The sequence below is a fragment of the Amycolatopsis circi genome, assembly GCF_003385235.1.
Lineage (GTDB): Bacteria > Actinomycetota > Actinomycetes > Mycobacteriales > Pseudonocardiaceae > Amycolatopsis > Amycolatopsis circi.
The window spans coordinates 20184-38692 of the sequence record NZ_PQIA01000029.1 but is presented as its reverse complement, the minus strand read 5'-3'; the positions used below and the strand labels follow the sequence as shown (position 1 = coordinate 38692).

Annotated in this window: 15 protein-coding genes; 13 read left to right on the top strand and 2 right to left on the bottom strand. The window is 71.3% G+C overall.

What is annotated here, in order from left to right:
• The first annotated feature begins 19 nt into the window (after nucleotides 1-19).
• The gene (locus tag D0D37_RS15510; protein ID WP_116201242.1) at nucleotides 20-526 is read left to right on the top strand and encodes a MarR family winged helix-turn-helix transcriptional regulator; all 507 of its coding nucleotides are present in this window, start codon (nucleotides 20-22) and stop codon (nucleotides 524-526) included.
• Between the two features lie 87 nt (nucleotides 527-613).
• Nucleotides 614-1318 carry an alpha/beta fold hydrolase gene (locus tag D0D37_RS15505; protein ID WP_162834252.1) on the top strand — a complete coding sequence of 235 codons (705 nt, stop codon included), beginning with the start codon at nucleotides 614-616 and terminating at the stop codon, nucleotides 1316-1318.
• Nucleotides 1319-1362: 44 nt separating this feature from the next.
• Here D0D37_RS15505 and D0D37_RS15500 read toward each other — a convergent pair whose 3' ends face one another.
• Nucleotides 1363-3006, bottom strand: a complete 1644-nt coding sequence (locus D0D37_RS15500) for an NAD(P)/FAD-dependent oxidoreductase (RefSeq protein ID WP_116201240.1) — start codon at nucleotides 3004-3006, stop codon at nucleotides 1363-1365.
• A gap of 132 nt (nucleotides 3007-3138) precedes the next feature.
• Between D0D37_RS15500 and D0D37_RS15495 the strand changes: the two genes are divergently transcribed.
• From D0D37_RS15495 to D0D37_RS15445, 11 genes are all read left to right on the top strand, one after another.
• Nucleotides 3139-3960, top strand: a complete 822-nt coding sequence (locus D0D37_RS15495; RefSeq protein ID WP_116201239.1) for a type 1 glutamine amidotransferase domain-containing protein — start codon at nucleotides 3139-3141, stop codon at nucleotides 3958-3960.
• A gap of 6 nt (nucleotides 3961-3966) precedes the next feature.
• Nucleotides 3967-5559 (top strand): thiamine pyrophosphate-binding protein, encoded by a 1593-nt coding sequence (locus D0D37_RS15490; RefSeq protein ID WP_116201238.1) that lies wholly within the window; start codon nucleotides 3967-3969, stop codon nucleotides 5557-5559.
• A gap of 10 nt (nucleotides 5560-5569) precedes the next feature.
• A complete protein-coding gene (locus D0D37_RS15485; RefSeq protein WP_244223522.1) occupies nucleotides 5570-6202 on the top strand; it encodes a DJ-1/PfpI family protein in 633 nt (210 codons plus the stop codon).
• Nucleotides 6199-8058 (top strand): AGE family epimerase/isomerase, encoded by a 1860-nt coding sequence (locus D0D37_RS15480; protein ID WP_116201237.1) that lies wholly within the window; start codon nucleotides 6199-6201, stop codon nucleotides 8056-8058. Before D0D37_RS15485 ends, D0D37_RS15480 begins: the two co-directional genes overlap by 4 nt.
• Nucleotides 8059-8073: 15 nt before the next feature.
• On the top strand, nucleotides 8074-8409 hold the full coding sequence (locus D0D37_RS15475; RefSeq protein WP_116201236.1) for an STAS domain-containing protein: 336 nt from the start codon (nucleotides 8074-8076) through the stop codon (nucleotides 8407-8409).
• Nucleotides 8406-10517, top strand: coding sequence for a glycogen debranching protein GlgX (gene glgX / locus D0D37_RS15470; protein ID WP_116201235.1), 2112 nt, complete (start codon nucleotides 8406-8408; stop codon nucleotides 10515-10517). Before D0D37_RS15475 ends, glgX begins: the two co-directional genes overlap by 4 nt.
• A 3-nt stretch (nucleotides 10518-10520) precedes the next feature.
• Nucleotides 10521-10844 (top strand): STAS domain-containing protein, encoded by a 324-nt coding sequence (locus D0D37_RS15465; protein WP_116201234.1) that lies wholly within the window; start codon nucleotides 10521-10523, stop codon nucleotides 10842-10844.
• Nucleotides 10841-11287 (top strand): ATP-binding protein, encoded by a 447-nt coding sequence (locus D0D37_RS15460; protein ID WP_116201233.1) that lies wholly within the window; start codon nucleotides 10841-10843, stop codon nucleotides 11285-11287. Before D0D37_RS15465 ends, D0D37_RS15460 begins: the two co-directional genes overlap by 4 nt.
• On the top strand, nucleotides 11256-12491 hold the full coding sequence (locus D0D37_RS15455; protein WP_116201232.1) for a PP2C family protein-serine/threonine phosphatase: 1236 nt from the start codon (nucleotides 11256-11258) through the stop codon (nucleotides 12489-12491). The genes D0D37_RS15460 and D0D37_RS15455 overlap by 32 nt, the downstream gene beginning before the upstream one ends.
• Nucleotides 12492-12573: 82 nt before the next feature.
• Nucleotides 12574-13377, top strand: coding sequence for a helix-turn-helix transcriptional regulator (locus D0D37_RS15450; RefSeq protein WP_116201231.1), 804 nt, complete (start codon nucleotides 12574-12576; stop codon nucleotides 13375-13377).
• A 68-nt stretch (nucleotides 13378-13445) separates the two neighbouring features.
• The gene (locus tag D0D37_RS15445; RefSeq protein ID WP_116201230.1) at nucleotides 13446-16487 is read left to right on the top strand and encodes a type I polyketide synthase; all 3042 of its coding nucleotides are present in this window, start codon (nucleotides 13446-13448) and stop codon (nucleotides 16485-16487) included.
• A 440-nt stretch (nucleotides 16488-16927) separates the two neighbouring features.
• Here the strand turns inward: D0D37_RS15445 and D0D37_RS15440 are convergent, their stop codons facing one another.
• Entirely contained in the window at nucleotides 16928-18400 is a 1473-nt protein-coding gene (locus D0D37_RS15440) for an ATP-binding protein (protein ID WP_116201229.1), read from the bottom strand.
• Nucleotides 18401-18509 lie beyond the last annotated feature (109 nt).

Below are 18509 nucleotides of genomic sequence, written 5' to 3'. Positions count from 1 at the left end.
CCCGCCGAACGAGGAGTCGATGACGATGGACACGGTCGATCAGGTGGTGGCGGACTGGGCGCGGCAGCGGCCGGACCTGGACGCCTCGCCGATCGCGATCTTCGGCCGGATCCGGCGGATCGCCGACCTGGCCGCCGGTGGCCTCCGCGGTTACCTGGCCTCGTACGGCCTCACCCCGGGCTCGTTCGACATCCTGTGCAACCTGCGCCGAGGCGGCCGGCCCTACCGGAAAACGCCCTCGGAGCTGGCGGCCTCCGCGCTGGTCACCTCCGGCGCTCTCACCGCGCGGCTGGACACGCTCGAGCGCGACGGGCTGATCCGCCGCCGCGACCACCCGGCCGACCGCAGGGTCAGCTACGCCGAACTGACCCCCGCCGGCCGCAAGCTCATCGACCGTGCTCTCGAAGGACACCTCGACCGGGAGGAATCGCTCCTCGCCGGGCTGAGCGAGACCGACCGAAAGGACGTCGAACGGGCGCTCGCGCTGCTGGAACACACGGTCCGGGAAGCTGTTCCGGCGCAGTAGTCGTCCGGCGGGTCGTTCGGGCAAAGAAAGAACCCGCGGACGCTCGGCGAACTCCAGGCCCCCGCGAGGGTGGCTAGCGTGATCGTCATGAAAGCCGAGAAGCCGCGGACGTTCGTTCTGGTGCACGGAGCCTGGCACGGCCCGTGGTGCTGGGAGCGCGTGAGCGAGCACCTGACCGCGCGCGGCCACGAGGTGATCTGCCCGTCGCTGCCGTGCGACACGGCCGAGGCGGGCCAGGACGAATACCTCGCGGTGCTCGACGACGCGCTCCGGGACCGGTCCGACGTCGTCCTCGTCGCGCACTCGATGAGCGGCATGGTGGCACCGCTGGCGACCGGCAACCCGGCGGTCGGCTCCCTCGTTCTGCTCGCCGCTCTGGTGCGCAGGCCCGGCACCGCGCTGCTGGACGACGGGTTCGCACCGCTCGGCGAGCCGCTGCAGAAGGCTCTCGCCGGGGCCGTCGTCAACGAGTCCGGCTGCGTAGTCCTGGACCCAGCCGACGCGACCGACGTGCTGTACCACGACTGCACCCCGGCCGACGCCGCCGACGCGGTTAGCCGATTGCGCCGCAGCGCGAACACCGTCGGCGCACAAACCTGCCCCGACTTGCCGCAGCGCCGCGTACCGACGACGTACGTATCCTGCCGCGAAGACCGCGCGGTGGTCGGCACGTGGAACGGCGCCCTGGCCCGGGAGTTGTTCGGTGCCGAGATCCGGGAGATCGAGGGCGGGCACTCGCCGTTCTGGTCGGTGCCGGAACGGCTCGCTGCTCTGCTGGTCGAACTCGCCTGACCGCTCCGGCCGATCCTGCGCACAGACTGTCGGCCGACACGACGCTAAACCCCAGCCGCGTGCTGATGAATTTGTGTCACCGCAAGCGCTCCTTCGCCGACCGCGGAGGCGATGCGTTTCACCGAGTCGGCGCGTACGTCGCCGGCCGCGAACACGCCGGGTGCGCTCGTTTCCAGCAGCATCGGCTCGCGGGGCAGGTCCCAGCCGTCGTCGAGCAGGCCCGCCAGCGCGGGTCCGGTGAGCAGGTATCCCGCGGCGTCCCGATGCACCGCGTCCGCGAGCCAGTCGGTGCGCGGGCGGGCGCCGATGAAACTGAACATGGAGGCCGCGGAGATCTCGTCCGTTGAGCCAGTGCGGTTGTCGCACAACGTGATCCGCTCCAGGTGCGACGATCCGGCCACTGATTCCACCTCGGTGGTCGCGCGGACCTCGATGTTCGGCGTCCCCTCGATCTCGTCCACCAGATAGCGCGACATGCGCGTCGCCAGCGACGGCGCCCGCACGAGCATCGTGACCTGTTCGGCGTGCTGGGCGAAGTGCAGTGCGGCCTGGCCGGCCGAGTTCGCGCCGCCGACGATCACCACGTGCTGGCCCGCGCACAGCGCGGCCTCGGAATTCGTTGAGCCGTAGTAGATCCCGGCACCCTCGAACCGGTCGCAGCCGTCCGCCGCGAGCCGGTGGTAGGAAAGGCCGGTCGCCAGCAGGACGCTTCCCGCGCCGATTTCCCGGCCGTCGGACAGCCCGATCAGGTGCGCGCGGCCCGCGCGGCGCAGCGAGACCGCGCCGACCGGGGCGAGCAGTTCCGCGCCGAACCGCCGGGCCTGCGCCACCGCGCGCCGGGTCAGCTCGGCACCGCTCACCCCGGACGGAAAACCGAGGTAATTCTCGATCCGGCTGGATGTGCCCGCCTGCCCGCCGGGCACATGCGCGTCCAGCAGCAGGGTCGAGAGGCCCTCCGACGCGCCGTACACCGCCGCGGCGAGACCGGTCGGTCCGCCGCCCGCGATCACCAGGTCGTAGTGCGGCCGGGACAGCTCGCCGCTCAGGCCGAGCGCGGCCATCAGTTCGCCGCGCGTCGGCCGAACCAGCCGCCTGCCGTCGGGCAGTTCGACCGCGGGCACCTCGTCCTCGTGCCCGGCCTCGGCCGCGACGTCGACGAACCGGAACGGCTGCAGCAGGCGGGTGAGGAAGTCGCGCAGCTGGTGGGTGGCGGGGGAGAACCGGTGGCCGACGACGCGGATGCCCTCGTACGGCGGCTCGTAGGCCGACTGCCATTCGGCCAGCTGGTCGTCCAGCACCGGGTACAGCCGCTCCGCGGGCGGCTCCCACGGCTTGACCAGGTAGTGGTGCAGTTTGACCTCGTTGATCGCGTCGATCGCGACGGCGGTGTCCGCGTACCCGGTGAGCAGCACCCGCCGCGCGGACGGGAAGCGGGTCAGCGACTCGGCCAGGAACTCGATGCCGGTCATCTCCGGCATCCGCTGGTCGACCAGCAGGAGAGCGGGCTCTTCCCGGTGTTCCTCCAGCCGGTCGAGGATGCGCAGGCCGTCGGCGGGCGAGGTCGTGCACAGGACCCGGTAGCGGTCCGCGTAGCCGCTGAGCAGATCCCGGCGGACGGCGCGCAGCACGTGCGTGTCGTCGTCGACGGCGAGCAGGGCCGGTCGGTGGCGGGGCGTGGACACGGTCATGACGGCCAGTGTCGGGCGGCGGACCGGGATTCCGGGGCCACCTAACGAAGTGGCCGGGACCCGGGGCGGACTTCGTGGAGTAGGGCGAGCGGTTCTTGTTGCCCCGCACGACATGCGGGTTCACTCGACGGCGTGACAAAGATACTGACGATCCTTTCGGAATACGGGTACTGGGGCGAGGAACTCCTCGGACCGCTCGTGGCCTTCGACGAACACGGCTACCAGACCGTGTTCGCCACGCCGACCGGCAAACGGGCCCGCGCGCTGCCGCCGAGCCTCGATCCCGGCTACATCGACCCGCCGCTCGGCCGCTCCGTCACCACGCCGGAAGTCGCCGTCGCGGCCAGGGAACTCGACGAATCGTCCCGTTTGGACACTCCGCTCAGCCTCCAGCAGTGGATCCCGGACCGGCCGTACCAAAGCGAATCCGAGCCGCTGCGCAGGACCGAGGAGTACTACCGCGCACTCGCGGCGCTCGACACCGACATCGGGCAGTACGACGCGCTCGTGATCGTCGGCGGCAGCGGGCCGATCGTCGACCTCGCCAACAACGGCCGCCTGCACGAGCTGATCCTCGCGTTCGTGCGGGCGGACAAACCGATCCTCGCCTTGTGCTACGGCGTCGCCGCTCTCGCCTTCGCCCGCGACTGGGAGGACCGCGCGAGCATCCTCTGGGGCAAGCACGTCACCGGGCACTGCAAGGAGTACGACTACAAGGACGGCACCGGTTTTCTCGGGGTCGACTTCAACATGGGGCCGCCGCCGTACCCGCTGGAGTACATCCTGCGCGACGCGACCGGCCCGGACGGGCGCTACCACGGCAACGTCGGCAAGGAGACCTCGGTCGTCGTCGACTACCCGTACGTCACGGCACGGTCCACTCCGGACTCTTTCCTCGGCGGCGGCAAGCTGGTCGAGGTGCTCGAGTCCGGCCTGCGCCGGTACGGCTGGTAGGCGGCCGTGCACGCGCGCCCCGGCAAGATCGCGATCTTCGAACAGTTCGCGGCCGACGGCATGACCACGATGTTCGGCAACCCCGGCACGGTCGAACAGGGGTTGCTGGACATCGTGGACCAGCTGCCCGCGTTCTCCTACGTGCTGGCGCTGCAGGAGACCGTCGCGGTGGGCATCGCCGACGGGTACTGCCGGGCCGCGGCCGCCCCGGCGCTGGTGCAACTGCACGCCGGGGTCGGCCTCGGCAACGGGATCGGCATGCTGTACCAGGCGAAACGCGGCCATTCGCCGCTCGTGGTGATCGCGGGCAGCTCCGGCGTGCGCTACGACGCCATGGACTCGCAGATGGCCGCCGACCTCGTGGCCATGGCGCGGCCGGTGACCAAGTACGCGACGCGGGTCACCGATCCCTCGTCGGTGCTGCGGGTGCTGCGCCGCGCGGTGAAGATCGCCATGACTCCGCCGCGCGGACCGGTTTTCGTCGAACTGCCCATGGACGTTCTCGACGCGCCGACCGCCGAGCCCGCGATGCCGGCGAGCCTGCCGAGCCGCGCGACGGTCCCGTTGCCCGGCGAACTGGACCGGGCGGCGGAGCTGCTGCTCGATGCGGAACGGCCGGTGATCCTCGTCGGCGACGGGGTCGCCGTGTCCGAAGCGCAGGCCGAACTGGTCGAGGTGGCGGAGCGGCTGCGCGCGCCGGTGTGGGGCGTGGACACGTCCGAGGTGAACATGGACACCACGAATCCGTGGTATCGCGGGGAAACCGGGCACATGTTCGGCGAGGCGAGCGCCGCCTCGGTGAAGGACGCGGACGCCGTGCTGATCGTCGGCACGTACGTGTTCCCGGACGTGTTCCCCGTGCTGGACAACCCTTTCGGCGACGCGAAGGTCGTGCACGTCGATCTGGACGACTTCGAGATCGCCAAGAACCATCCGGTCGATCTCGGCCTGGTCGCCGACCCGAAGGCGACCCTCGCGGGACTCGCTGCCAGGCTGCCCGGCCGGCGCGACGACCGGGCGGCGTGGCAGCGCCCGGACGTCGGCGAGGACGCCCCGCTGATCGAGCGGTTCTCCGCGGCGCTCGCCGGCCAGGCGGGCGAGGACCTCGTGGTGTTCGACGAGGCGCTGACGGCATCTCCCGGCCTTCGGCGCCACCTGCCGCCCCGGGCGCCGGGCAGCTATTTCGCCACCCGGGGCGGCTCCCTCGGCGTCGGGATCCCCGGCGCCATCGGGATCAAGCTCGCGCGGCCGAACGTGCCGGTGGTCGGCTTCACCGGCGACGGCGGCAGCATGTACACGATCCAGGCGCTGTGGACGGCCGCGCGCTACGACGTCGCGGCGAAGTTCGTCGTCTGCGACAACGGCAGATACGGCTTGCTGGACAACAACATCGAGCAGTACTGGCGGGAGCGGGGCATCCAGTCGCACGCCTACCCGGGCTCGTTCGACCTCGCCGCGCCGCCGCTCGGCTTCGCGGAACTCTCGGCGAGCATGGGGGTTCCGGGCGTCAAGGTCGAGAAGGCAGCCGGCGTCGAACGGGCGGTGGCCGAGATGCTCGCCCACGAAGGCCCGTTCCTCGTCCACCTGAGCACGTCCTGAAAGGACAGTCGTGAACACCATCCTCCGCCAAGGCGGCCGGCTGGCCGGGCGCAACGTCGCCGTGCTGATGGAGACGGACTACGTCGAGCCGGAGCTGTGGTACTACCTCCGCCGGTTCGCCGAGGAAGGGGTGGAGCTGCGGCTGGTCACCCGGCTGTGGGGCCGGCGGGCGATCACCTTCACCGGGCACGAGCACCAGCTGCCGATCACGGTCGACGGCGATCTCGAGACGCTCGACGTGTCCGCGCTGGACGCGCTGATCATCCCGTCCGGCATGGTGTCCGACCGGCTGCGCTACTCCGAACGCGTCCACGAACTCGCCCCGGCCGTGCGGCTCGTGCGCGCCGCGTTCGCGGATCCCGGTGTCCTCAAAGGGATCATCTGCCACGGCATGTGGCTGGTGTCGCCGATCGCGGAGGTGGTCCGCGGCCGGCGCGTCACCTGCCACAACAACCTGATCGGCGACGTGCGCAACATGGGCGCGGTCTTCGCCGATCAGGACGTGGTGGTCGACGGCGACCTGGTCACCGCCCGCAGCGCCGACCACTGCCACTTGTTCGCGCGCACGCTCATCGACCTCGTCGCCGCGCGGGCGGACAGCACCAGGAGGTCGGTCTTGGAGAGGATGGCGAGAGGGGCATGACCGTGCACTCGGATCTCACCGCGCACCTGATCGCGCGGGACAGCCGCCGCCCGGCGCCGGCGGGAGGCGTGGACTACTCGTTCTCCGACCTGGTCGCAGGTTACGTCACCGAGGCCGACGGCGCGTCGTTCGAACTGAAGACCTCCGACGGGCGGCGGCAGCGGATCTCCCTGGGGCACAACATGTCCGCGGAGTTCCTGCGCAACCTGGGGGAGCCTTACGCCGACGCGTCCTCGCAGGTGCCGGAGCTGCTGGAACCGGGCAGGTACCTGTACGCGTACGGGATCCGCTACCCGGCGGGCAGGTTCGAGGCGAAGCGGCTGATCTTCCCCGGCCGCCGGATCGGGGACTACAGCTTCGAGGACCCGCACTGGTGGTCGCGGCAGCTGGGCGAGATCGCGCGGTTCTACCGGCGGGCGCAGTTCGGCGACACTCGTCCGGTCGACTTCGCCGACTACCGCACCGTGCTGCGGCTCGGCGGGGACAAGAGCGACCACCACGTCCAGGAGACGGACACGATCTCCCGCATGGTGTACGGGATGGCGTCCGCGTACCTGCTCACCGGCGACGAAGACTTCCTCGGCGTGGCCGAGCGCGGCACCGAGTACCTGCGCGAGCACATGCGGTTCGTCGACCGCGACGAGGACGTCGTGTATTGGTACCACGGCATCGACGTGCGCGGCGGCAGCGAGCGCAAGCTGTTCACGTCCGAGTTCGGCGACGACTACGAGGCGATCCCGGCCTACGAGCAGATCTACGCGCTGGTCGGCCAGACCCAGACGTTCCGGGTCACCGGCGACCGGCGGATCAGGGACGACATCGACGCGACACTGCGGCTGTTCCACCGATTCTTCCGCGACCCCGAGCGCGGCGGGTACTACTCGCACATCGACCCGGTGCTGCTGTCGCCGCACGAGGAGTCGTTGCGGCACAACAAGTCGCGCAAGAACTGGAATTCGGTCGGCGACCACGCGCCCGCCTACCTGCTCAACCTCTACCTCGCCACCGGCGAGAAGCGGCACGCCGACATGCTGGCGGAGACGTTCGACCTGATCGCCGAGCACTTCCCGCGCGAGGACAGCCCGTTCGTGCAGGAACGGTTCCACGGCGACTGGACGCCGGACCGGTCCTGGGGCTGGCAGCAGGACCGGGCGGTGGTCGGGCACAACCTCAAGATCGCCTGGAATCTCCTGCGGATGAACGCGATCCGGCCGGACTCGAGGTACGTCGAACTCGCGCAGCGGCTGGGCCGGGCCATGCCGGGCGTCGGGAGCGACCGGCAGCGCGGCGGCTGGTACGACATGGTGGAGCGGCGGCTCGCCGAGGGCGAGGACGCCCACCGGCTGGTCTGGCACGACCGCAAAGCCTGGTGGCAGCAGGAGCAGGCGATCCTCGCCTACCTGATCCTGGCGGGCAGCACCGGCGACGCCGGGTTCCGCGACCAGGCGCGCGAGGCCGCGTCGTTCTACAACAGTTTCTTCCTCGACCACGACGAGGGCGGCGTGTACTTCAACGTGCTCGCCGCAGGGACCCCGTACCTGCTCGGCACCGAGCGGCTCAAGGGCAGCCACTCGATGAGTATGTACCACAGCAGCGAGCTGTGTTTCCTGGCCACGGTGTACCAGCGTCTCCTGCTCTCCGGCGAGCCGCTGACGCTGTGGTTCCGCCCGCGGCCCGACGCGGACCGGCTGCTGCGCACCGCGCCGGACGCCCTGCCGAAGGGCCGGGTCCGGCTGTCGTGGGTCGAGGTCGACGGCCGCCCGTACTCCGCGTTCGACGCGGACGAGATGACCGTGGCGCTTCCGGACACCAGGCACGACCTGACCGTGCGGGCGCATTTGTCCGCTGTGGACTGACTGGGGAGTGGGACGATGGAGCTGGAGAAGTACATGCGCGGCCGGGTGACCGTGCTCGCGATCGAGGGGGAACTGGACAGCGCCACGGCGGCCGAGGCGCGGACGCGGATCAGCGAGCTGGTGCCCTCCGACGGCGCGGCGCTGCTCGACCTCGGCGGCATGACGTACACGTCGAGCGCCGGCCTGCGGGTGCTGTTGCTGATCTACCGGCAGGTGCAGGAGTCCGGCGTGCCCCTGGCGCTCGCCCGGCTCACGCCGGACGTGGCCGAGGTGATGACCGGCACCGGGTTCATCGACTTCTTCACCGTCGTGGACACGGTCGACGACGGGGTGGAGGCGCTGACCAGATGAGCCTCCGGCTGAGGGAGATCGCGCCCGGCGGCGATCCGTGCCCGACGGGCCGGATCGCCGGGCTCGACGTGCGGGAGGGCAGGCCGCTCCCGTTCGGCGCCTCGCGCGTCCCCGGCGGGGTCAACTTCTCCGTGTACTCCACCGGGGCGACCTCGGTGGCACTCGTGCTGTTCCGGCGCGGCGACGAGGAACCGTTCGCGGAACTCGAATTCCCCGCCTGCTACCGCACCGGCTCGGTCTACGCCATGACGGTGTTCGGCCTGTCCGCCGACGAGATCGAGTACGGCTACCGGATCGACGGCCCGTGGCAGCCGGAACGGGGCGACCGGTACGACGCCGCGCACATCCTGTCCGACCCCTACGCGACGGCGGTCGGAGGCGGCGAGACCTGGGGGGAGCCGGGCCGCGGGCAGTACCGCTACCGGTCCCGGCTCGCCCCGGACGACTTCGACTGGGCCGGCGACCGGCCGCTCGGGCTGCCCATGCAGGACCTGGTGGTCTACGAGGCGCACCTGCGCGGCTTCACCCGGCACCCGTCCTCCGGCGTGCGCTGGCCGGGCACGTTCGCCGGGTTCGCCGAACGGATCCCGTACCTGGCCGAACTGGGCGTCAACTGCGTCGAGCTGATGCCGGTGCTGGAGTTCGACGAGAACGAAAACCATCCGGACGGGCTGCACAACTACTGGGGCTACAACACCGTCGGGTTCTTCGCGCCCAAGGCGTCCTACGCGGCCGCGGGCGGGTTCGGCCGGCAGAGCGACGAGCTGAAGAGCCTCGTGAAGCAACTGCACGCGGCGGGCATCGAGGTCGTCCTGGACGTGGTGTTCAACCACACCGCGGAGGGCGACGAGCGCGGCCCGACGTTTTCTTTCCGCGGCTTGGACAACCGGGTCTACTACATGCTGACCCCGGACGGGCGCTACTACAACTTCAGCGGCACCGGCAACACCGTGAACTGCAACCACCCGGTGGTGCTCGGCTTCGTGCTGGACTGCCTGCGGTACTGGGTGTCGGAGTACCACGTGGACGGTTTCCGGTTCGACCTCGCCGCGGTGCTCGGCCGCGCCTCCGACGGGTCGCCGCTGGCCAGCCCGCCGCTGCTGGAGACGCTCGCGAGCGACCCGGTCCTCGGGCACACCAAGCTGATCGCCGAGGCGTGGGACGCGGGCGGGCTCTACCAGGTGGGCAGTTTCCCGGACTACTGCCGGTGGTCGGAGTGGAACGGCCGCTACCGGGACGCGGCCCGCCGCTTCCTCAAGGGCGAACCGGGCCTGGTCAGCGAGATGGCCGACCGGCTCGTCGGCTCGCCGGACCTGTACCTGCGGCGCGGTCCGGTGGCGTCGGTCAACTTCGTCACCGCGCACGACGGGTTCACCCTGCACGACCTCTTCGCCTACAACGACAAGCACAACGACGCCAACGGCGAGCACGGAGGGGACGGGGACGACGCCAACCATTCGTGGAACTGCGGGCACGAAGGCAGCGCCGGCGACCCGGAAGTGCTGGCGCTGCGGCGCAGGCAGGTGCGCAACGCGCTCTTGCTGCTGCTGACGAGCCACGGCGTGCCGATGCTCCTGGCGGGCGACGAGATCGGTCGCACGCAGCAGGGCAACAACAACGCCTATTGCCACGACAGCGAGCTTTCGTGGTTCGACTGGCGCGGTCTCGAGACGCACGCCGACTTGCTGCGTTTCGCCAAGCGCGCCATCGCTTTCCGGCACGCGCACCCGGTGCTGCGCAGACGCTGGCACGTCACCGGCCACGCGAACGGCGCGCTGTTCCCGGACGTGAGCTGGCACGGCGTGCGCGCGTGGACGCCGGACTGGTCGCCGCACAGCAGGCTGCTGGCGGTCATGTTCCACGGCGAGGAAGACGGCGGCACGGACTGCGTCTACCTGGCGGCCAACGCGCACTGGGAAGGGCACGAACTGGAACTGCCGGAGCTGCCGGACCACCTGGCCTGGCACTGCTTCGCGAACACCCACGCCGAGCCGCCGCACGACGCGGCGGAGCCGGGCGCCGAGCCGGAACTCGCCGGCCAGGAACGGGTCCGCGTCGGACCGAGATCGGTGCTCGTGCTGGTGGCGCGGGAACGTCGAGGGAGATGAACCATGGGGTTTCACGGGAAAATGCACGCGGAAAACGGCGTCGCGACCATCCGGCTCGTCGGCGAGGTGGACTCGCGGTCGGCGCACCGGCTCAACGAGTTGATCGTCGCCGCGGTCAAGCGGACGCCGCAGCGGCTGGTGCTGCTCGCCGAGGAGCTGACCTACCTGTCCTCCGCGGGCCTGCGCTCGCTGGTGTTCGCGCACCAGAAAATGGGGCGGGGCGTCGAAATCGTGCTCGTGGGCGTGCGACCGGAGGTGGCCGAGACGATCCGGCTGACCGGGTTCGACCGCAGCATCGTCATGCAGGAGACGGGGGAGGAGCCGTGATCGCCGTCCAGGCGCGGGGCATCGAGGAACTCGGCGTCCTGATCCCGGCTATCGTCGACCGCCTCGCCTGCGCCACCGGGATGTCGCACAGCCAGGCCTACCGCATGCGGCTCGCGGCGGAGGAGATCACCACCAACATCGTGACGCACGGCTACGGAGGCCGCGACGGGACGATCGACATCGACGCGGGCTTCGACGACGACTGGGTGTGGGTGCGGATCGAGGACGACGCGGCCGAGTTCGACCCGGCCGCCTACGACGTGGCGTCCCGGCTGGCCATGGATCCGGGGTGGGCCCCGCTCGGCGGTTTCGGGCTGTTCCTCGCACTGTCCAGTGTGGACCGGCTGGAGCACGTCCGGGCCGGGGGCCGCAACCGCAACCTGCTCAAGATCCGGCGCCTGGGAGGAAACGATGAGGAAGTCGTGCGTTCTGGTCGTGGCTGACCCGGCCGCCCGGATGCCGCGGCTCGAGCCCGCCTTGTCCGACGGCGGGTTCGAGGTGCGCACGGCGACCGAGGAGGAGGTGCTCGCCGGCGACGAGCGGGTCGCGCTGCCAGACGGGCTGCTGGTGTCGGCCTCGCTGGGCCTGCAGCGGGTCGCGCTGCTGGCCAGGCGGTTCGCGCACCTGCCGAATCCGCCGACGACCATCGTGTTCCCGCAGGACGACTTCGACGCGCTGGAGGCGTGCGTGCGGGGCGGTTTCGACTACGTCCTGCCGCCGTTCCTGCCGAGCCTGCTGCGCAGCCGGATGAGCTCCTGCTGGGAGCGCGGCCAGCTGGCCAGCGCGGTCGAGGACATGGCCGCCGAGGCCAGCCTGCGCGCCTACGAGCGGGACCTGGCCATCGCGCACGAGATCCAGTCCGGTTTCCTGCCGGAGAAGCTGCCCGCGCCGCAGGGCTGGGACGTCGCGTCCCGGTTCCGGCCCGCGCGGCAGGTGGCGGGCGACTTCTACGACGGGTTCGAGCTGGTCGGCGGCCGCCGGGTCGGTTTCGTGGTGGCCGACGTGTGCGACAAGGGCGTCGGTGCCGCGCTGTTCATGGCGCTGATCCGCACGTTGCTGCGGCACACCGCGGAGCACACCGGCACGGCGGGCGGCGCGGGCGAGGCGGGCGAGCACGCCGCCGGGCCGGCGCCCGCGGGCGAGCCGCTGCCGCCGATGCTGTCGGTGGGCGCGGGCCCGCTGGTGCAGGCGGTCGTGGCGACCAACCGGTACCTGACCCGCAACCACCTGCGACAGGGCTATTTCGCCACGCTCATCTTCGGCGTGCTCGACCCCGCGTCGGGCGGCCTGCTGTACATCAACGGCGGGCACAACCCGGCGGTCCTGCTGCGCGCCGACGGCAGCCACACGCTGCTCAAGCCGACCGGCCCGGCCGTCGGCATGATGCTGCACAGCTCCTACGGCCTCGGCTGCGCCCGCCTGGAGCGGGGCGACACGCTGCTGCTGTACACGGACGGCGTAGTGGAGGCGCGCGCGACGGGCGGATCCCTGTTCGGCATGGACCGGCTGCTCACTGCGATAAGCGAACCCGCGACGTCCGCGGAGGAGACTCTTTCGGAGGTCGACAAGGCGTTGCGCGCTCATGTCGGAGTCGCGGAGCAGTCCGACGACATCACGATGCTGGCCCTGCACCGCGGCGCGCACTGACCTGGGTGCCGGAAACCGGAGCCGCCCGTACTATTGCGGGTACCTTTCCGCGTAAACCGGTTTTCGGAATCCTGGGGCTCAGTTGTCGACGGACGCCAGCAGACAGGAGCTTGCCAGGTTCCTGCGCAGCAGACGAGAGCGCATCGCTCCGTCCGAGGTCGGGCTGCCGCCGGGGACGCGCAGGAGGATCCCGGGGCTGCGGCGGGAGGAGGTCGCGGTGCTGGCCGGGGTCAGCCCGACCTGGTACACCTATCTCGAGCAGGCCCGCGGCATCCAGCCGTCCCGGGAGGTGCTCGACAGCCTGGCGCGGGTGCTGAGGCTGTCGGAGGACGAGCGCCGCTACATCCACCGCCTCGCGCTCGGCGGGGTCGTCCAAGCGACGCCGCTGGACGCCGAGGTCCCCCTCGAAGCGCTGACCGAGCAGGTCGTCGGGATGTTCGAGGAAAGCCCGTACCCGGTCTACGCGGGCGACAACTACGGCGACATCCTGGCGTGGAACCCCGCGGCGTGCGAATGGTACGAGGACTGGGGCGCGCTCCCGCGGGAGGAGCGGAACATCCTGAGGTGGATGCTGGTCTCGCCGGCCGCCCGGACCCGGCTGCCCGACTGGGAGGCCGACACCAGGGACGCGGTGGCCCGGTGGCGGAGCGAGATGTCCAAGCATCCGAACGATCCGCGGCAGCAGGCCCAGATCGCCGAGTTCGCCCGGCTCAGCCCGGAGTTCCGGGCCTGGTGGGGACAGCACCGCGTGGTGGAGCACCGGTCGCGCGTTCGGCGGCTGCGCCACGACCGGTTGGGGGCGCAGGCGCTGCGGATCATGGTCATCTATTCGCCGGAGATCGTTCCGGTCGGGGTCGTGCTGCACCTTCCGACGGGTTCGCGATAGCTTCGGCAAGTTTTTCTTCGTGCCGATATTTCGTTAGTTCGAAGTTGACCTGGGGGAAGCTGGCGGACATGATGCGATCGGTCGGGAAGAATCCCGCGAAAATAAGGAGTCGCTGTGCTGGGTCCACAGTCATGACAGGCGTTGGGGGAATGTTCAGCGCCGACCGAACCGTCGCCGTGGTCGGTGTTGCTTGTCGGTTTCCTGGAGCGCGGAATGCGGTCGAACTATGGGATTTGCTGCTGTCCGGAGGCGATGCGGTCGGGGAAATACCGCGCCAGCGGTTCGATGCCGAGAAATGGTATTCGCCGGAGTCCGGGCAGCCGAATACGATTCGAAGCCTCGAGGGGGGCTATCTGGACGACGTCGACAATTTCGATGCGGATTTCTTCGGGATCACGCCGGGCGAGGCCGCGCAAATGGATCCGCAGCAGCGGATTCTCATGGAAATCGTATGGCAGGCCGTCGAGGACGCGGGGCTGACCGCCGGCGGCCTGGCGGGCAGCAACACCGGCGTGTACCTGAGCACGTTCGGCACCGAGTACTGGGATTTCGTCCGCGCCGCGGGCAGGCGCGGCCTGCACGCGGCCATGGGCACCGTGGTGCCCGGGATGGTCGCCGGGCGCATCGCGCACCACCTCGACCTGCGCGGTCCGACGATGGGCGTGGCGGCCAACTGCGCGACGTCCCTGCTGGCCGTGCACCTGGCCGTCCGCGCGCTCCGGCACGGCGAGATCGACCTGGCCATCGTCGGCGGCGCGCAGCTGATGCTGTCGCCCGACCTGCACTTCGCCGTGTCCGAGGCGGACATGCTCTCGCCGACCGGGCGCTCTCGGTTCGGCGACGTCAGCGCGGACGGCTACGTGCGCAGCGAGGGCGTCGGGGCGGTGGTCCTCAAGCGGCTGCCGGACGCGACGCGCGACCGCGACCGCGGCTACGCGGCGATCGTGGGCACCGCCACCGGCAACAACGGCCGGACCGGTCCTTCGCTCACGGCGCCGGCGCAGATCGGGCAGGAGAGCACTCTGCGGGCCGCGTACCTGGACGCGGGCATCTCGCCCGCGCTCGTCGACTACGTGGAGGCGCACGGACCGGGCACCCCGGCGGGCGACCCGGTCGAACTGCAGGCGCTCGCCGACGTGCTGGGCGAAGGACGGCCGACGGACCGGCCGTGCCTCGTCGGCTCGGTGAAATCCAACATCGGCCACCCCGAGGGCGTGGCGGGGCTCGCCGGACTGATCAAAGCCGCGCTGGTGCTGCGGCACCGCACCGTCCCGGCGACCCTGCACGTCACGGAACCGGTCGCGCAGCTTCGGCAGCCCGGCTCCCCGCTGCGGCTGCCGCGCCGGTCCCAGGTCCTGCCGCGCGACGGGCGGACCGCGATCGCGGGCGTCACGTCGCTGGGCCTGGCGGGCGCGATCGTGCACGCCGTGCTCGCGGAACTCCCGGAGAGCGGGCCGGTCGAGCCGCAGGAGCGGTCCGCTTACCTGCTCCCGCTGTCCGCCCGGCATCCGGAAGCGTTGCGACAGGCCGCGGAGCGGTACGCCGAACTGCTCCGCGCGCCCGGCTCCCCGGCGCTCGCTGACGTCTGCCACACGGCCGGAGTGCGCCGCACGCACTTCGAACGGCGGACGGCCGTGGTGGGGGCCGACCGCGAGGAACTCGTCGAGGCCCTCGCCGCGATCGGGTCCCGGCGAGGGTCCGCGCAGGCGTTCGGGGACGGGGACGCGGTCGGCGAACCGCCGAAGATCGTGTTCGTCTATCCGGGACAGGGCTCGCAGTGGCCGGGGATGGCGCGGGAGCTGCTGGCGACCAGCGAGGTCTTCGCCGGCCGGTTCGCCGAATGCGACCGGGCCGTGCGGGACGAGACGGGCTGGTCGCCCGCCGAACTCCTCGAGAGCGGCGCCGAACTGTCCACTATGGACTTCGTGCAGCCGGTGCTGTGGGCGGTCCAGGTGGCGCTGGCGGCGTTGTGGCGTGACCTGGGGGTCGAGCCGGACCTCGTCATCGGGCACAGCATGGGCGAAGTGGCGGCCGCGGTCACCGCCGGGGCGCTCAGCGTCGCCGACGGCGCGGCCGTGATCTGCAGGCGCGCCGCGCTGCTGGCCGAGCGGCGCACTCCCGGCGCGATGTGGGCGGTCCAGCTCAGCGAGCAGGCGGCACAGCGGGCGATCGGCGAGCACGCGGACCGGGTGAGCGTCGGAGTGGTCAACAGCCGCACCGCGACCGTGCTGTCCGGCGACCCGGACGCGCTGGCCGAAATTGTCGCCGGGCTGCGCGCGGACGGCGTGTTCTGCCGTCAGGTGCGGGTCGATTACGCCTCGCACGCCCCGCAGGTCGAGCCGCTGCGCCCGCTGCTGCACGACGTGCTGGCGGACCTGCGCCCGCGGCCGGGCCGCGTCCCGGTCCACTCCACCGTGCTGGACAGCGTCGTCGACGGAGCCGGCTTCGACGCCGGGTACTGGGCGGACAACCTGATCCGGCCGGTGCGGTTCGAAGCGGCGGTCCGCGCGGCGCTGGCGGACCGGCGGCCGACGGTGTTCGTCGAGATCAGCCCGCACCCGATCCTGAGCCTCGCGATCGAGGACGGCATCCAGGACGCGGCGGCGCGGGCGTGGCAGGTCGCGTCGCTGCGCAGGGACGAGCCGGAGCACAAGTCGATGCTGGCCGGCCTGGCCGCCGTGTACGCGGCGGGCGGCGAGGTCGCGTTCGACCGCCTCGGCGAAGGCCGGTTCGTCGACGTGCCGGGCTACTCCTGGCAGCACCGGCGATTCTGGATCGACGCGGGCGAGATCGAGTGGCCGGGCAGCACCGGGGCCGCGCCGAAGGCGACGCCGATCGACGCACTGCACCACGCCGAATCCGCCGCGACGGTGCCCGGCCGCATCCGTTACCTGCGGACGGCGGTGGGCATGCTGCTGGGCTTGCCCGACGTCGACCCGGCCGTCCCGCTGCCGGTGCTCGGCCTGAACTCGGTGTTCGCGGTGCAACTGGCCTACCAGATGCGGACCGAGCTGGGCCTCCGCGTCAGCGGCCGGGACCTGCTGGGCACGGCGTCGATCGAGGATCTGGCCCGGGAACTGGAAACCAGGCCGCGCGAGGCGGTTTCCTGACCGAGGGCCGGGCAGCCGCAGCGGACGATGTCGCCGCTGCGGCTGCTTTTCGTTCTCGGCGTGCCCGACCGGCACGGTGGTGTGAGCCGGTTCGGGAAGGGCGTTTTTGCGAGGGCTGCTGCCGAGGAATCGCTTGGGGCAAATCGCTTCGGGCGTGAGCCCCGTGCGCGGCGGACGATGGCGCCCGCTGCGGTTGCTCGTCGTTTCCGGCCCGCGCGACCGGAGATGACGAGCGTGCCCGCTTGGAAGGGCGCTTTCACGAGGGCTGCTGCCCGAGGTACCACCGCGGTCAAGTCCCGTCCGGAGGGCCATCCCAAGCTGTGCCAAGGCTTCCGGTCTGAGCCCCGTGCGCGGCGGACGATGTTGCCTGCTGCGGCTGCTCGTCGTTTCCGGCCCGCGCGACCGGAAACGACGAGCACACCCGTTCGGGAAGGGCGCTTCTACGACGGCTGCCGCCGAGAAACCGCTGGGGTCAAATCCCTTCCAGCGGCACCATCCCAAGCCACGCCATGGCTTTCGTCGTAAGCCCCTTGCGCGGTGAGCAGCGAGTCGAAAGCCACCGCCACGTTCCATCCGCATCCGCGCTGCCCGGAATGGAACTCGGCTGCCTCGGCAGTAGCCTCGCTGATGCGCCCGGCCAGCAGCAGGGCGTCGATCAGGCAAGCAGTGAGATACGGCGGAAACCACGGCATCTCCGCCCGAAGCCCCTCCGCGGCGGCCAGCGAGCGACGCAGATGCGAGACAGCCGACGCGCCCCGTCGAGCGGCGATCGCCTGTGCGGCCCGGGAGAACAGCGCCGCTTCGCGGTCGTCGCCAGGGTCCGCTTCGTCGAAGACAGTCGAGGTTCCGGTGACGGCCAGCAGCCAAGCGCGACATGCCAGCAGCCGCACCCGGTGCTTGGCGTCCAGGCCCGCCGCGTCTGTCAGCAACGTGGCGGCAGCGCTGACATCACGTTGTCCGAGCCCGACGACCATCGCCCTGGCTATCGTCGCCCGCGACGACCCGTCGGCGTGCGCGTCGAGCACGTACCCGGCCGCGGCGACCTGGCCGCGCAGCAACAGAACTGTGGCCCACACCGGCGCGACCACGCCGGCTAGCCCGTGCCACGCTGCCAGCCGGCACAGTTCGTCGGTCTGGTCCAGGGACAGCCTTCGCCACGCACTGGCGATGGCCTCCGTCAGGTAACCGGTCACCGGCTCGGCGGCCGGACAGCCCTGCGCGGCGGGGAAAACCGGGGACAGCTGGTGCGCTCCGTCGAGCGGCACCAGGTCATCGGCCAGCCGGTCGCGGATGACCATGCCATGCAGGAGCCCGGGGTTGCCGCCGGTCGAGGCGTGCAGAGCCGCGGCGGTCGCGGGGCGGACCGGGCCGCCGAGCGTTTCGGCGAGGATTCTCGCCACCTCGTCCGCGCTCAGCGGCGGAATGCGGAGCGTGCGGGCGCCGAGGTCGTACCGCAGACAGTCCAGCGGATCCGGGCCGGGCGGCAGCGCGCCGGAGCCCTCGGCGGTCACGAGCACGCGCGCGCCGTGCTCGTTCCGAAGGTGCCGCAGTACCCGCACGGTGTACGGGTCGGCGAGGTGCGCGTCGTCGAATGCGAGCACGAGCCGCTTGCCGGGCAGCCGCCCGGCCACCTCCTCGGCGACGGTGGCGACGGCGCGATCCGGCGACCCCGTGAAGCGGAATCCCTCCGGCGCCAGCCCGCGCAGCGAGGCGAACGGCGCGGGCCCGGCCGGTTCGAGACGCAGCACCGCGTCGTTCCGCGACAGCGGCGCACTGGCCAGCGCTTCGACGAGCAGCCTGCTGCGGCCCATTCCGGGCGGGCCGACCAGCAGCACGGGGCCCGGCCCCGGCTCGGCGAACACCGCGCGAATCCGGTCCAGCTGTTCGGTCCTGCCGACGAAAGGCCATGGCATGCCGTACCTCCCCAGGGAAAAGAGCAGACCTCCACCATCCGTGCCGGTGCGCCGCCCGGGCAATCTCCAGCTGACTAAGTCCGCAGCCACCCGGACCCTGGTACCCGGA